The sequence below is a fragment of the Pseudophaeobacter sp. 1A09344 genome (assembly GCF_041008745.1).
GTDB classification, from domain to species: Bacteria; Pseudomonadota; Alphaproteobacteria; order Rhodobacterales; family Rhodobacteraceae; genus Phycobacter; species Phycobacter gallaeciensis_A.
The window spans coordinates 230,898-245,930 of record NZ_JAXGFS010000005.1 but is presented as its reverse complement, the minus strand read 5'-3'; the positions used below and the strand labels follow the sequence as shown (position 1 = coordinate 245,930).

At 61.2% G+C, this 15,033-nt stretch carries 13 protein-coding genes; 4 read left to right on the top strand and 9 right to left on the bottom strand.

Annotated elements, in window-relative coordinates; translation table 11 throughout:
- Positions 1 to 52 precede the first annotated feature (52 nt).
- Positions 53 to 4,033 (bottom strand): Ig-like domain-containing protein, encoded by a 3,981-nt coding sequence (locus SM765_RS11175; protein WP_274837819.1) that lies wholly within the window; start codon positions 4,031 to 4,033, stop codon positions 53 to 55.
- A 475-nt stretch (positions 4,034 to 4,508) separates the two neighbouring features.
- On the opposite strand from SM765_RS11175, the gene SM765_RS11170 reads away from it, so the two are divergent.
- The gene (locus SM765_RS11170) at positions 4,509 to 5,603 is read left to right on the top strand and encodes a M24 family metallopeptidase (protein WP_274837818.1); all 1,095 of its coding nucleotides are present in this window, start codon (positions 4,509 to 4,511) and stop codon (positions 5,601 to 5,603) included.
- Between the two features lie 37 nt (positions 5,604 to 5,640).
- Here SM765_RS11170 and SM765_RS11165 read toward each other — a convergent pair whose 3' ends face one another.
- On the bottom strand, positions 5,641 to 6,303 hold the full coding sequence (locus tag SM765_RS11165) for a GntR family transcriptional regulator (RefSeq protein WP_274837817.1): 663 nt from the start codon (positions 6,301 to 6,303) through the stop codon (positions 5,641 to 5,643).
- A gap of 132 nt (positions 6,304 to 6,435) precedes the next feature.
- Positions 6,436 to 7,551 (bottom strand): S-(hydroxymethyl)glutathione dehydrogenase/class III alcohol dehydrogenase, encoded by a 1,116-nt coding sequence (locus tag SM765_RS11160; RefSeq protein WP_065272835.1) that lies wholly within the window; start codon positions 7,549 to 7,551, stop codon positions 6,436 to 6,438.
- 357 nt (positions 7,552 to 7,908) lie between these two features.
- Here SM765_RS11160 and cueR point away from each other — a divergent pair, with 357 nt between their 5' ends.
- Entirely contained in the window at positions 7,909 to 8,322 is a 414-nt protein-coding gene (gene cueR, locus SM765_RS11155) for a Cu(I)-responsive transcriptional regulator (protein WP_274830189.1), read from the top strand.
- A gap of 34 nt (positions 8,323 to 8,356) precedes the next feature.
- On the opposite strand, the gene SM765_RS11150 is transcribed toward cueR, so the two are convergent.
- The 5 genes from SM765_RS11150 to pcaC all read right to left on the bottom strand — a co-directional run bounded on the left by SM765_RS11150 (position 8,357) and on the right by pcaC (position 12,222).
- Positions 8,357 to 9,277 carry a PHP domain-containing protein gene (locus tag SM765_RS11150; RefSeq protein WP_274835102.1) on the bottom strand — a complete coding sequence of 307 codons (921 nt, stop codon included), beginning with the start codon at positions 9,275 to 9,277 and terminating at the stop codon, positions 8,357 to 8,359.
- Positions 9,278 to 9,597: 320 nt separating this feature from the next.
- Entirely contained in the window at positions 9,598 to 10,428 is an 831-nt protein-coding gene (locus tag SM765_RS11145; protein WP_274835101.1) for a 3-oxoadipate:acetyl-CoA acetyltransferase, read from the bottom strand.
- A 12-nt stretch (positions 10,429 to 10,440) separates the two neighbouring features.
- Positions 10,441 to 11,061 carry a protocatechuate 3,4-dioxygenase subunit alpha gene (gene pcaG / locus SM765_RS11140; RefSeq protein WP_274835100.1) on the bottom strand — a complete coding sequence of 207 codons (621 nt, stop codon included), beginning with the start codon at positions 11,059 to 11,061 and terminating at the stop codon, positions 10,441 to 10,443.
- Positions 11,061 to 11,801 carry a protocatechuate 3,4-dioxygenase subunit beta gene (pcaH, locus tag SM765_RS11135; protein WP_274835099.1) on the bottom strand — a complete coding sequence of 247 codons (741 nt, stop codon included), beginning with the start codon at positions 11,799 to 11,801 and terminating at the stop codon, positions 11,061 to 11,063. The genes pcaG and pcaH overlap by 1 nt, the downstream gene beginning before the upstream one ends.
- 13 nt (positions 11,802 to 11,814) lie before the next feature.
- Positions 11,815 to 12,222, bottom strand: coding sequence for a 4-carboxymuconolactone decarboxylase (gene pcaC / locus SM765_RS11130; protein ID WP_274835098.1), 408 nt, complete (start codon positions 12,220 to 12,222; stop codon positions 11,815 to 11,817).
- A 93-nt stretch (positions 12,223 to 12,315) separates the two neighbouring features.
- On the opposite strand from pcaC, the gene pcaQ reads away from it, so the two are divergent.
- Positions 12,316 to 13,230, top strand: a complete 915-nt coding sequence (gene pcaQ / locus SM765_RS11125) for a pca operon transcription factor PcaQ (protein WP_274835097.1) — start codon at positions 12,316 to 12,318, stop codon at positions 13,228 to 13,230.
- Here pcaQ and SM765_RS11120 read toward each other — a convergent pair.
- Positions 13,227 to 13,838: a TetR/AcrR family transcriptional regulator gene (locus SM765_RS11120; protein ID WP_065272842.1), complete on the bottom strand. Its 612-nt coding sequence runs from the start codon at positions 13,836 to 13,838 to the stop codon at positions 13,227 to 13,229. The two genes, pcaQ and SM765_RS11120, sit on opposite strands and share 4 nt — an antisense overlap.
- A gap of 316 nt (positions 13,839 to 14,154) precedes the next feature.
- Between SM765_RS11120 and SM765_RS11115 the strand changes: the two genes are divergently transcribed.
- Positions 14,155 to 15,030, top strand: a complete 876-nt coding sequence (locus SM765_RS11115; RefSeq protein WP_065273757.1) for a branched-chain amino acid ABC transporter permease — start codon at positions 14,155 to 14,157, stop codon at positions 15,028 to 15,030.
- Positions 15,031 to 15,033 lie beyond the last annotated feature (3 nt).

The following is a 15,033-nucleotide window of genomic DNA, read 5'->3' as shown; positions in this document are numbered from 1 at the left end:
CGGCTTGTCGTTGGTTCCGGCGGCAGGGAAAACCCGTCGCCGGAACATGTCGTCAGATGAGAACGTTGACGTCCTGGTCCACCAGCAGTTTGGTGCCATCGTCGCCGACGGTGTAGACGTTGTAGATCTGCCCATCGACGGCCTCGACGCCTGCGGCCGATGCATTGGCAACGGTCAGCGTGTCATCCGCCCCGCCATGCACGGTCAGAGTGTCGGAATTGCCCGACAGCGCCTTGATGTCGGCCTCGGTCAGGCTGAGCGAGACGTCGGAAGCATAGTCGAGGTTCAGAGCATCGATATTGAACTGCGGTAGCCCCGCATGATCCAGCGCGCCGCTGTTGGTCGCATTGTCCTCCAGAACGACCAGCGTGCTGGACGCGTTCTGAGCGCTATCCTGGCTAGTAATCACCAGATGGGTGCCGTCCGACACTGGGGTTGAGAAGGTGAACTCGGTTCCGAACACCGGGTCCTGATCGACGCTTGCGGTGGGGGCTGTGACCGAACCATCGCTATTAAGGGCATTCACCGTGTAGCTGTCGGTTGCGCCTTCGGTACTGATCCGGCGCACATCGCTGCTGGAGAAGGTCACGGCATCCACATCCGGCGTAGTGTAGCTGGTGTCGACCGTGAAGCTTTCGGTCAGGGACTGGACGTTTCCTGCCCCGTCCGTCGCGGTGATAGTTGCTGTCGCGGTATAATCGCCGTCGGGCAGGTCTGCACCGGCGATATCGGCGCTCCAGTTGCCGGCAGCATCCACAGTCGCCGCATGGGTGACGCCTGCGATCGTGACTTGAACGGTGGATCCCTGTTCCACGGTGCCTTGCAGAGTGACGCCCGCCGCGCGTTCGGCGAGGTTGATGATATCGTCGGCGGTCTGGTCCGGGGCAACCGTCAAGGGGTCGACCAGCGTGTCCAGCGCCACTGTATCCGTTGCGCTGGCGGTATTTCCGGCGCTGTCGACAATGGAGGCAGTGATCGGCAGTTCTGCGTTGCCTTGTGGGATCTGACCCGCCAGGAAAGTGGTGCTCCAGTTACCGTTCACATCCGCAACAACCTGGTTACTGGCGGCGCCAAGCCCGACTGTAACCAGCAGGCCAGGGGTGGCGGTGCCGCTGATCTCGACACCGTTCGCACGCTCGGTGGCGTTGATGATATCGTCAAGCTCCACAGGATCTGGCGACAGGGTGACCGTACCGGCGACCGTATCCACCCGCAGGACTGAAGACGCCGATGCTGTGTTTCCGGCTGCATCTGTGGCTGCTACGGTCACGGCACTGTCGTATTCGCCGGGGGCGATGGCGCCCGCTTCAAAGGTTGCGCTCCAGTTTCCGGAGGCATCTACCACCGCGGCGCGGGTGATACCGGCAAGGGTGACGGAGACCTCGGAGCCGGGTTCCGCGACACCGGTCAGGGTGACACCGGCTTCGGCCTCGGCGGCGTTGACGATATTGTCACCGCCTGCCTGTCCCGGATCGATTGTCACTGCGGTTTCGGTATCGATGCGCAGAGTGCCAGTGGCGCTGGCCGTATTGCCGTAAATATCTGTTGCAGTAGCGGAAATCGGGGCATCATATTCGCCGCCTGCGATTTCGGAGGGGGTATAATCCACGCTCCATTGGCCATCGGCATCGGCAACGACGGTTTTGGTCTGCCCCTGGAAGGTCACTGCGACCGAGGCCCCGGCTTCGGCGGAGCCGGAGAGGGTCACGCCGTCAGCGATTTCCTCGGCGTTGAGGATGCCATCGCTTTTTGCACGGGCGGTGTTCAGGGTGACACTGGTTTCGGTGTCGATATGCAGGGTGCTGCTAGCGGAGGCGGTATTGCCCGCGGCATCTGTGGCAACAGCTGTCACCGGGGCGTCATATTCACCGCCAGTGATCTCGGACGCGGCGAAATCTGCGCTCCAGGCGCCGGTGCCATCTGCAGTCACCGTGCGGGTCGCGCCTTGGAAGGTCACTGCAACCGAGGCGCCTGCCTCGGCGGTGCCGGTCAGGGTGACACCGGCTGCTGCTTCGGGTGCGTTGATGACGTCATCACCACCGACCTGATTTGAATCGATGGTCACAGAGGTGGCGGTGTCAACGCGCAGACTGCCGGTTGTCGTGGTGCTGTTTCCAGCTGTATCTGTCGCCGTCACGGAAATCGCAGCGTCGTATTCACCGGTCGACAGCTCATTGCCCGCGAAATCCACCTGCCAGTTGCCGTTTGCATCGGCAGTAACCGTGCGGGTCACGCCTTCCAGCGTTACTTCGATAGTGGCGTCGGCATCGGCAGTACCTGTGAGGGCAAAGCCATTGGCGACTTCTGCCGCGCTCAGCATGTTATCGCCGGTTTGCTGTGCATCTAGCGTGGCGGATATTTCTGTATCGACGCCGATGGTCTCGGTGACCGTCGAGACGTTGCCCGTGGTGTCCGTTGCAACGGCCGAGACGGTAGCATCATAGGTGCCGGTTCCGATCTCTGCGGTGGAGAAAGCCGATGACCAGCTGCCGTCAGCACCGGCAGTGACTGTGTGGCTGATACCTTCGAAGGTAACAACAACGGTGGCGCCCGGATCGGCCATGCCGGTCAGAGTTACGCCTGCGGCTTGTTCGGCAGCGTTGATGGTGTGATCATCACCCACCTGAGTGTTGATCGTGACGCGGTTTTCCGTATCGATATGCACCGTGTGGGCTTCGGTGGAGCTGTTGCCTGCGGCATCGGCCGATGTGACAGTCAGAGTGCTGTCATAGACGCCATCGGCAATTTGCCCAGACCCGTATTGTACCGACCAGGTGCCGTTGTTCGAAACCGTTGTGGTCCGCGTAACGCCCTGGAACTCAACCGAAATCGAGGCGCCAGCCTCTCCCGTTCCAGTTAGGCGCACGCCGTCGGAGGCTTCGATAAAGTTGATGTTGTCGTCGCCTTCGACGGTGTCGATGCCGATGGGCGGCGCAATGGTGTCGACCACCAGCACATCGTGATAAGTATTGCGGTTGCCGAACTCATCTGTGGTTCGGATCCGCACGGCGGTTTCGTATTCGCCAGTGGGAATATCGGCAGGATCAAAGGTGACAGACCAGGTGCCATCGTCGTTGACCGTGGTGCGCTGGGTAACGTTGTTAATCCGCACGTTCAGACGGGCGCCGGGCTCGCCGTTGCCGGTGATGACTGGGCCATCGGCTTGCTCGATCGCATTGACGATATCACCGGTGGACTGGGTGCCGCTGGTGACCTCGGCCTCGGGCGGGGTGGTGTCGATGATCACCGTCGGCCCGTCTAGGTTGAAATCATTCCCGTCTGGGTCGGTGACCTCGACCGTGGTATCATAATTGCCATCCGGCGGCAGATCGTTGATCGCGATTGTCGCCGTCCAGGTGCCGTCATCGCGGATGGTCACTGTTTCCGTATGGCCGCCGATCAGAACCCGCACCTCAGAGCCTGGGGTGCCGGTGCCGGTGATCACGACCGGATCGTTGGTCGAGCCGGCAATGGGGTAGACCGCATCGGGGTCGTCCACCGTGGGCACGCGGCCGCGGCCCGGAGGCGTTCCGGTCTCGCTGTCGTCTGTGACCAGTACGGCGGTGCCGACGACCCCAGCCGCTGCGACACCGGCGGCGCCAAAACCGCCCAGCAGTGGCGCTGCCAGCGGGGCGATCACCGGTTCGATGCGATCGACATCCAGGAATACCAGCTCGTCATAGGCGCTCCATTTCCCGGAGAGGTCCAGTGTTTCGTAGCTGGCAAACAGCATGCCATCGGCCTTGTCCTCCAGCACAACCTCGATGAACTGGCCATCGGCGCTGAGGAACAGGTTCTTGCCACCGGTCGCGCCGTAACTGAAGAAGTTGTCCAGCACGAGGGTCTGGCCATCGGCCAGCACGATATGCAGATCTGCGCCATGCCGTGCGTAACTTTCGACCGCGGATCGGCCAAGGTTCAGGGAAATGTCTTTTGTTTGAGAGACGTTCAGGTGGGCCGGCGTACCTTCAGCAAACACACCCTGTACGGTCGTTCCCGTCATATCGCGGGAAATATATCCAACACTACTCATTTTTTTGCTCGCTTATAGACCGGACAACGCCGCCAAAGCGGGTCACCTGGTTCATTGCCTGTATCGTCTTGCCCAATGGCCGTCTTTGCGGCCTTATTGTGGGCATAATGCGTCAATTTTGGGTCTTATGTCTACATTTTAAGTAACATGAAACTCTTTCAAGCGGTGGGAATAGTGGCTTTGTCGCCGCATTTGGCTCAATTCTATTAAACTTTGTAGCGTTTTTGCGCCAGTTCTTACCAAATGGTTAACGGCTTTGTGAGGCGTTTGCAGGATGTTGGCAGTCCCGAGGCGGTCTCATGTCTCTGGGCGCGAGGATGTAGGGGCGGGGACGGGGGCGCAGTTTGATCCCGAAAACGGGCGCGCGGGGAACGCCTTGTTTCCAATATCAAATTTTCGATGTTATCACGGAGGCATTGCTGCAACGAACAGAGCCCACTGGTCTGACATCATCAACGCGCGAGGTCCGAAATCGATGACGCAACTCCTGGCTGACTACCGTCAACTTGCCGCTGCCCTAAAGGTGGAGGCCATCGCACTGGTGCCCGGGCCGAATTTTACGCGGGCTCTCGGTCACAGTTTCATGAGCCATGAACGACCTTTCGTTCTGGTGATACCCGCCGAAGGCAAACCGGCCGCGATCGTTCCGAACCTTGAACTTGGCTCCTGGGAGCAGGTCGGCTTTGATGGGGCGGTTTTTGATTGGCGCGATCAGGATGGCTATGCCGGGGCCTTTGCGGCGCTGGCGGCGCATCTACCGATGACCCGGCTGGCCGTCGAAGGACAGGTGATGCGGGTTTTTGTGCATCACGCGTTGAAACAGGCGATGCCCGATGTCGAAATCATCGATGCCGAACGTCAGATCTCGGGACTACGGATGATCAAGACGGCGGCTGATATCGCTGCGCTTGAGGCGGCTATCAGCCTGTCAGAGCGTGCGCTGCATCGGGTTCTCGAAGGCGTGCGTGTCGGCCAGACCGAGAAAGAGATCGAAAGTGCGCTGATCCAGGCTCTGTTTGCCGAAGGCGCCGACGACCTGGCCTTTACCCCTATCGTTGCGGCCGGGGACAATTCCGCGCGCCCCCACGCGCACGCGCGCGCCGATTACAAGGTACAGTCCGGTGATGCACTGCTGTTCGATTTCGGCGGTCGCAAGGACGGCTTCTGCGCCGATATTACCCGCACCGTTTTTGTTGGCGAGGTCAGTGACGAAGGTCGCGCGGTGTATGACACGGTGCTGCGCGCCAATCTGGCTGGGCTGGAGGTGACGCGGGCCGGGGTCACGGCGCATGAAATTGATAATGTGGTGACCGGCGTTCTGGAAGCCTCGCCCTATGCCGACCGGATCCGCACCAAGACCGGGCATGGGCTTGGCCGCGATGTCCACGAAGCACCCTATATCATGCGAGGCAATCATCAGGAGCTGCCCGCCGGCACCGTTTACACCAATGAGCCGGGTCTTTACGGGCCGGGCCTGTTTGGCGTGCGGATCGAGGATGACGTGCTGATAACCGAGGACGGCTGCCGTACGCTGACCACGTTCCCGAAGGAACTGATGATCGTCGGCTGATCTGACGCCACGCGGAAATGGGGGGCGAACCCGTGCTTCAGCTGGCGGATTGCAACTGGGCCTGAAGCGAGGCCTTGGCATCCTGAATATGAGCAAAGGTTAGCCGCGCGGCGGTCTCCGCCTCTCCTGTCGCGCAGGCCTGCAGGATGGCCCGGTGTTCTTCGGTACTGCGATCGACGCCGCCGCTCATCACCAGTTGCGCGCGCAGGTAGCGGTCCACCCGGTCCATGGCGTTTTCGATGACCTGAATATGGTAGGGCATGCCGCTGACGCTATAAAGCGCGCCGTGGAATTTGCGGTTCAGTTGCCCCCAGATCATAGGATCGTCCGAGGCGGCAAATTTCTCCAGACAGGCCTCGGCGCTTTGCAGGGTGTCCGGTGTCATATTCGGAACCGCCTGGCGGATCACATCGGCTTCCAACTTGGCCCGCAGATCGAAAACCTCGCCGGCCTCCTGCATCGACAAGGTGGCGACAACCGCGCCCTTGTAGCGCTGGGTTCTGACTAGCCCCTGCTGTTCCAGCCGGGTCAGGGCCTCGCGCACCGGAAAGCGGGAGGTGTGAAACGCCTTGGCGATCTCTTCCTGGCGCAGCGGGTCGCCATCGGCAAGATCGCCCTGGATGATGGCCTTGCGCAGCGCGTCAAAGATGACCGTCGCAGCACTGGCTGTCTGTGAAATATCCGTGGCCTGAAACTTCACGCCTCTGCCTCATCTGTCTTGCGGTGAACCGGCCCCTCTATACAGGGCTTCTGCTCAGCTGTGAAAGCGGCAAAGCAAACGCCGCGAGCCCAAGGGACCCACGGCGCTGATTGGTAACCGGGCTGGCCTGTCTCAGAATTCCACGACGGCGCGGATGGATTTGCCTTCGTGCATCAGGTCGAAGCCGTGGTTGATTTCGTCCAGCGACAGCTTGTGGGTGATCATCGGGTCGATCTCGATCTTGCCGTCCATGTACCAGTCGACGATCTTCGGCACATCGGTACGGCCCGAGGCGCCACCGAATGCGGTGCCGCGCCAGCTGCGGCCGGTGACCAGCTGGAAGGGGCGGGTGGAAATCTCGGCCCCTGCGGGGGCAACGCCGATGATGATGCTTTCGCCCCAGCCCTTGTGCGCGGCTTCCAGCGCGGTGCGCATGACCTGCACGTTGCCGGTGGCGTCAAAGGTGTAATCGGCACCACCGCCGGTCAGTTCGACCAGATGCGCGACCAGATCGCCCTCAACTTCGGCGGGGTTGACGAAATCGGTCATGCCGAAATGCGTGGCCATCTCCACCTTGCCGGGGTTCAGGTCCACGCCGACAATCTGGTCGGCGCCCGCGAGCCGCAGGCCCTGGATCACGTTGAGACCGATGCCGCCCAGACCGAACACGATGGCGGTGGAGCCGATTTCGACCTTGGCGGTGTTGATCACCGCGCCGATGCCGGTAGTGACGCCGCAGCCGATGTAGCAGATCTTGTCAAAGGGCGCGTCCTTGCGCACCTTGGCCAGCGCGATTTCGGGAACAACGGTGTGGTTGGCGAAGGTCGAACAGCCCATGTAGTGGTGGATCGGTGTGCCATCCAGCATCGAGAACCGGGTGGTGCCATCGGGCAGCAGGCCCGCGCCCTGGGTGGTGCGGATCGACTGGCAGAGGTTGGTTTTCGGGTTGAGGCAGTATTCGCATTCGCGGCACTCAGGTGTGTAAAGCGGGATCACGTGATCGCCCACTTCCAGGCTGGTGACGCCTTCGCCGACTTCGATCACCACGCCTGCGCCTTCGTGGCCCAGGATGGCGGGGAAGATGCCTTCGGGGTCATCGCCCGAGCGGGTGAATTCGTCGGTGTGGCACAGACCGGTGGCCTTGATCTCTACCAGAACCTCACCCGCTTTGGGGCCTTCGAGGTTCACGTCCATGATTTCAAGCGGTTTGCCGGGAGCAACGGCAACGGCGGCACGGGTGCGGATCATGTTTGGGTTCCTTCGCTTCTGTCTGGCGGCCGACGGGCCGGGTGTTCTGTGGCATGAGGCATCATGCGCTGGCGGACCTTTTGGCCCTGCTTTCGCCAGCGTTACATTCGCCACCCTATGGGCGCAAGCACCCCTGTTGCACGGATTTTCACCAGCAAGAGGGCGTATTGTAGAAAACCGGCGCTTGCGTGCAGCTCTGCGTCATCCGGGCTTGTACGGCCGTTTCGGAGGGGAAGATCTGCAATGCCTTTTACGCCTGCCTGTCTGGTGATGCTTGTACGGGCGATGACCGACTATAGATGAAAGGGGTGACTGCGATAGCGCCCTATGCGACACCGGGATGAAGGAGGCACCAGCATGAATATCGGAGATGTTGCAGCCCGTTCAGGGCTGCCTGCCAAAACCATTCGGTATTACGAGGATATCGGCCTCATCAAACCCATGCGCAGCGCCAACGGCTATCGCAGTTTTGCCGAAACCGACCTGCATAAGCTGGCCTTCCTGGGGCGGGCTCGGGCTCTGGGCTTTACCATCGAAGACTGCCGAATGCTGATGGCGCTCTACGAGGATGAAAGCCGCGCCAGCGCCGATGTGAAACATCTGGCGCAGGAGCATCTCGGCAAGATCGAAGCCAAGATCGCTGATTTGCAGGCGATGCGCGATACACTGACCGAACTGGTGCATTGCTGCGCCGGGGACAACCGGCCAGATTGTCCAATTCTGAAAGATCTGTCCGGCGAATTCTGTGCAAAGGAAACCGGCGCGGAGTAGCGCCGGTTCCTGCGGGTTGTCGGTGCGATCCGCGTCAGCGCCAGATCGGATTGGACCAGGCCCGCTTGCCAGACCGGTCAATCACGGTAACCCGCAGCCATGGGCTGTCTTTCAGACGGTCGAGCGGAATACGCGCCTGTGTCAGCGCGGTGCCATGCTGCAGAGTTGCGGCAGAGCCATGCCCCTGCACGATGACCGAAGAGACCGGGCTGCAGGCCACATCGATATGCCCGCCGTTCAGCGCCACAGCCTTCAGCTCGGGCCCTTGTGAAGAATAGAAATTTCCGTCCTTCAGGGCCTCCAGCAGCAAATCAGGCTCGTTGGCTTCTGCCTTGACCATGACCCAGCCGCCGAAATGATCGGGGCCAGCGAAATGGGCGTCATCGGTGGCGATGAGGTTCAGGTCGCGCCAATCAGAGAGCAGAAGGTCGGCGACATGGCTGCCTTCGCCGCGATCAGTGCCGACGGCACAGGTATGATTGTAAATTTCCACCGCATGGGCCGCTTCGATGCTGCGCGCATCTGTCAATGTCATGCCCGACCAATGGGGATGGGCAATGGTCACGAAAGCCCCGGCCTCACGCGCACGCCGGGCGATCTGCGGCCCGGTTTCCTGGCCTTCGACGGGGTGAAAGTCAGGCGAGTGGGACGGCGCAAAATCCGCAGGCAGGCCGACGGCGAGAATGTGCCACAGCTCACCGTTTTCCATGGCGCCGGAATGCAGTTCGGCGCCGGGCAGGGTGGTGAAGACCTCGTCCCTGAAGTCGCGCGTGTCGGTGATCGGATAGTCAAACCGCCCGACGAAATGATCGGTCAGCGCAATGAAATCATAGCCTTCCGCCTTGTAGCGGCGGCAGACCTCCGCCGGGTCAAGAACCCCGTCCGACCTGTTGGAATGGCAATGCAGGTTGCCGCGGAAAAACTCTCCGGGGGCGGCAAAAGCGGGGTGCAGCATGGGGTGTCTCCTGTCCGTGTTCCCCGGCTGGTAGCGGCCTTTGGCAATGGTTTTGTGACACGAGAAGGAGAAGGAACGCGCGCGGCAACCCCCTGCCTAAGAAAAGGCAGCGCCGAGGGAGGAGCGGCTCGAGAGAAACGGGGTGCCGCGCGCAGGGGGGATGTAGGCCGAGGACGCCGGGCCCGCAAGGGGGGCGGCAGAGGTGACGCAACGGTCCGGCCTGATCAGACCGGACCGTTGCGTATTGTATAGGCGGTTTGAAGTGGGCCTGCGAGAAACAGACCTCAAGAACAACTCCGCGTGAACAGTCTGCGCTAGGCTCAGGCCGGGCGCAGTTCCAGAATTTCCCGCGCCTGCTGCCAGGTGGCAACGGGGCGTTCGTATTTCTCACACAGGTCAGCCGCGCGTTTGACCAGGGCCGCGTTCGACGGCGCCATGGTGTTGCGATCAATGCGCAGGTTGTCTTCGAGACCCGTGCGGGTGTGACCGCCTGCGGCGATGGCCCATTCGTTCAGCATGATCTGACCCGGACCAATGCCGGCACCGCACCATTCCGCCTCGGGGGCAAGACGTTTGACCGTCTGGACGTAGAAATCAAAGGTTTCCTTGTCCACCGGCATCGCGTTCTTCACGCCCATGACGAATTGCACATAGAGCTTGCCCGGAATGGCGCCTTCACGGCTCATCTTCACCGCCTGATGGATATGGCTGAGGTCGAAGGCTTCGATCTCGGGCTTTACCTCATAGGTGCGCATTTCGGAGGCCAGCCAGTCGACCAGATCCGGCGGGTTCTCGTAGACGCGGGTGGGGAAGTTGTTGGACCCCACTGACAGCGACGCCATGTCGGGGCGCAGCGACAGCATGCCGCCGCGCTCCTTGCCTGCGCCGGAGCGGCCACCAGTGGACAGCTGCACGATCATGCCGGGGCAGTGTTTGTTCAGCCCTTCCAGCAGACGGCCGAATTTTTCTGGGTCCGAGGTCGGCGTCTGATCGTCGTTGCGCACGTGGCAATGGGCGATCGAGGCGCCTGCCTCAAAAGCTTCCTGAGTGCTTTCGATCTGCTCGGCGATGGTAATCGGCACCGCCGGGTTATGTTCCTTGCGCGGCACCGAGCCGGTGATGGCCACGCAGATAATGCAGGGTTTGCTCAACTCTGTCCCTCCTCAGATGTCGAAGAATACGGTTTCATCGTCACCTTGCAGGCAAATGTCAAAACGATAAACCGTTTGCCCATCACGTTCGCTGCGCTTGGCGATCAAGGTTTCGCGACGTTTCTCCCATTCGATCAGGTTGATCACCGGGTCCGTCGCGTTGGCCTCCGCCTCGTCGTCAAAGTAAAGGCGAGTGTTGAGGCCGATATTGATGCCGCGCGCCACGATCCAGAGGTTGATATGCGGCGCCATCATCTGACCGTTGCGGCCCATAACCGGGCCGGGCTTGACGGTCTCAAACGCCCATTCCCCGGTTTCAAAGTTGGTGATCACGCGGCCCCAGCCGCGAAAACCCTCTTCGACTTCGCCGGGATGTTCTGGATGGGCATAGACACCGGCGGCATTGGCCTGCCAAGCCTCCAGCAGCACGTCCTTCACCGGCGATCCGATGCCGTCGATTACCAGTCCTTCAATCCGAATCCGCTCACCGGCGGCATTGGGGCCTGCGATGTCCTGACCCAGTTCCTGATCGTAGATCTGGAAACCGGCAGCGCCCGGCGCAAGGCCGATATGGACGTAGGGGCCTGCGGTTTGCGACGGGGTTTCTTTCAGATAATCAAGCTTCTGTTGCATCAGTTCCCCTCCAGACGGTTTTCGAACAGGGTCGAGCGGCGACCACGCAGCACGATGTCGAATTTGTATGCGATGGTATCGAGCGGAATGGTCGCGTTGCGGTCCAGTCGCGCGATCAGCTGGTCGATGGCGTCTGGATCCGGGATCGTCGCCACAATGGGACAGGTTTTGATCAGCGGATCACCCTCGAAATAGAGCTGGGTGATCAGGCGCTGGGCAAAACCGCTGCCAAAGACCGAAACGTGAATATGCGCCGGGCGCCAGTCGTTGACCCAGTTGCGCCAGGGGTAGGCGCCGGGCTTCACGGTGCGGAAATAGTAGTAGCCATCCTCATCCGTCATGGTGCGCCCGCAGCCGCCAAAGTTGGGATCAATCGGCGCCAGGTAGGTGTCTTTCTTGTGACGATAACGTCCACCGGCATTGGCCTGCCAGATTTCCACCAGAGTATTCGGAACCGGTCGGGCGTTTTCATCCAGCACCCGGCCATGCACGATGATCCGCTCGCCAATGGGGCTTTCGCCGGGCTTGGCGTAGTTCGAGATCAGATCGTTGTCGGTGGCGGCGAGATCGCTGTGGCCAAAGCGCGGGCCGGTGATTTCGCTCGGCGTGTTTTCCAGGCTGATTAGCGAAAACTTCGGCGAGCGCGCCACCGAGGTTTTGTAGTCCTTGTCATAGGCTGGCGGGTGCCAGCGGCGGTCGCGCTGGTAGAATTCAGCCATGTTCTGTGTCGGTTTCGTCATTGTCCTATCCTCCTCAGGTCTTGGATGCCGGGGACGCGGCGGCTTCGGCATCCATTTCCGCATAGGTTTGTTTGGCCAGTTTCAGCGCATGGTTGGCGCGCGGCACCCCGGCGTAGATCGCCACGTGCTGAAACGTTTCGATCACATCGGTGCGGCTGGCGCCCGTGCGCGCGGTGGCGCGGATATGCATCGGGATTTCCTCGAAATTTCCCATCGCCGCCAGCAGAGCTAGGGTCAGCATCGACCGTTCGCGCTGGCCGATCCCGTCCGAGGCCCAGACGGTGCCCCAGGCGCCTTCGGTGATCAGCGTCTGAAAGGCCACGTCCATATCGGTCTTGGCAGCTTCGGCGCGATCCACATGCGCATCTCCCAGCACGCTGCGGCGCACGGTCATGCCCTGATCGTAACGGCTGTCGGTCATCCGGTCCTCCCTCTTTCATATGGTGTGTACTATCGCATATCTAAATTGGACTGTATAATGCTGTGAATTGCATGATTTCATATTGGAAATGGTATGCGTCTGTCTGCACAGCTGAAGTTGCGCCATCTTGAGGTCTTCGTCGAGGTCGCCCGGCAGGACAGCGTCACCCAGGCGGCCGAGGCATTGGGCATGACCCAGCCTGCAGTGACACGCACACTGCGGGAGCTAGAGGCTGTTGTCGGCAAGCCCTTGGTCGAGCGGCACGGGCGCGGTATCCGCCTGTCCGCCTATGGTGAGATGTTCCGCGACCACGCCGGGCGCAGTCTGGCGCTGGCACGGGACGGGGTGGCAATGCTGCAGGGGCTGGACGAGGCAGAAGGGCCACGGGTGGCTATTGGCGCTTTGCCGACAGTGTCGGCGACAGTGGTGCCGGATGCCCTGGCGGCGCTGCGTACCGAGGGTAGCCACAGCCGGTTTTCGGTCCGCACCGGGGACAATCAATACCTGCTGGACCAACTGCGGCGGGGCAATCTGGATGTGGTGGTGGGACGTCTGCCCGCGCCCGATCACATGGTGGGGCTGGATTTCGATCCGCTGTTCCGCGAACGGGTGATCGCGGTCGTCGCCCATGATCATCCGCTGGCGGCGCTGCCGCATGTCCCGGCTGATGCCTTTGAGGGGTTCCCGGTACTGATGCCCTCGGAAGGGTCGATCATCCGGCCGCTGGTGGACCGCATGTTTCTGGAGCAGGGGATGACGGTGCCCCGTTTCCCGATCGAAACCGTCTCTGCCACGTTTGGGCGCCGGTTCACGCTGGAGCATCGGGCGATCTGGATCATCAGCCATGGTGTGGTGCGTGCCGATCTGGAGGAGGGCGTGCTGGCATTACTGCCGCTGAACACGGACAGCACGCTGGGTCCGGTGGGGCTGTGTATCCGCAGTGAACACCAGCTCTCTGCCGCCGCCGCGCGGTTCTGCGCAGCCCTGCGGGAGATTTGCGAGGCTTAGGCGCGCAGGCTGGCCAGCGCCATTTCTGCCAGATCGTCTGCGATGGTGTTGCGGAACTCCTGCCCGGCGCCGCGATCCGGCTGATACCAGAAGACCGGGGAATTGAGCATCAGCATCAGCCCGGCAACCGTGACCGTCAGGTTGCGTTCCGGGAATATGTCTGCCTCGATACCCCGGGCGATCTGGTCGCGGAAGAGTTCGGCATACTGCCGGTGCTCTGCTCGCACCTGCGCCTGCATGCCCAGTTCAAACGCGTTGGAGGTTTTGGCGCGCGCGCCGGTATAGGTTTGGAGAATCACTTTGTGGTAGGGCAGGGAGCGCAGCACCTCCATCACATGGGCGCGGGCCATCCGTTCCAGACAAAGCTGCGGAGGCAGGGCATCATCGGCCACTGCGCTGACCGCCTGATAGGTGAACCGCGCTGCGCGCAGTTGTACCGCAGCCAGAAGCGCGCCTTTAGAGGGAAAATGGTGATAAATCCGTCCCTTGGTCGATCCAAGGCTGGCCGCGATATCGTCGATGGATGCGGAATCGGCGCCCATCGTCATGAAGCAATGGGCCGCTGCATCAAGAATTTCGCTTTTGGATGCGCTGATCTGTTCTAACATGATGCATCGCCTGACGTCGTCTGCTTGCGGGGCGGCGCGGCTGGAGGGGCCATTTCACCATCCTTGATCGCTGCCGCGCACCATCGGGCGCGGAGCGAACAATAGGGGGGCATATGCTCAAAATATAGCCGCATTTTGCCATTTTGACGCTGGGTCTTAGCAATTGACAGGGGAAAAACATACTCAGTAGTCTGTTTTTAGACGCCAAGGGTTTCCGCCGCTTGAGGAGGCGCAGCGAAAACCCAGCAAAATAAGGCGCATATGCCCGGCAATGACCGGGTCAGGAACCGCTCATGACGGGCGGGGGGAGGAAAATTTGGAAGTATTGCAGCTCCTGGTCAGCGGGCTCGCGAATGGCTGTGTCTACGGCCTGATCGCGCTCGGATTTGTGCTGATCTACAAAGCGACTGAAGCGGTCAATTTCGCTCAGGGCGATTTCATGATGCTGGGGGCATTTGTGACCCTTGGCCTTACCAACGCAGAATATATGGACCTGCCATTCTGGGTCGCAGCACCGCTGGCGATTTCGATCATGGCGGTTCTTGGCTATCTGCTCGACTTTTTCATTCTGCGGCACCTGTTCGGGCAGAGCCAGACTGCGGTTGTCATCCTGACCATCGCGCTGGGCTTTGTGCTGCGCTTCGTGGCTGGTTTGATCTGGGGGCACGAGCCGCAGACATTGGAAAGCCCGCTTGCACTGGGCGATCTCCAACTGGGCGGCGTCGTGCTTGGCATGGCGGATGTCGCGGTGATCGTGGTGACCTTCCTGCTCACATGGTCGCTTTACCAGTTCTTCCAGCGCACCAAGCTGGGGCTTGCCATGCAGGCGGCCAGTCAGAACCAGATGGCGGCCTATTTCATGGGCATTCCGGTGCGCCGGGTGCAGGGGCTGATCTGGGGTCTGGCGGGTGCAACCGCTGCCGTGGCCGGGATCCTTTTTGCCTCAAAGGGCGCCATTGATCCCAACGCCGGCCTCTTGGGCATCAAGGCCTTTGCGGCGGCTGTCATCGGCGGCTTCGGCTCGCTCCCCGGTGCACTGGCTGGTGGTCTGATCGTGGGTGTGATCGAGCCCTTCGCGGCACGGTATCTTGCGGCGGGCTATTCGCAGATCGCGCCTTATGCGCTGCTTCTGGCGGTGCTGGTGTTCCGTCCGCACGGCCTGTTCAGCCAAGTCCGAGTGAAGAAGGTCTGATCC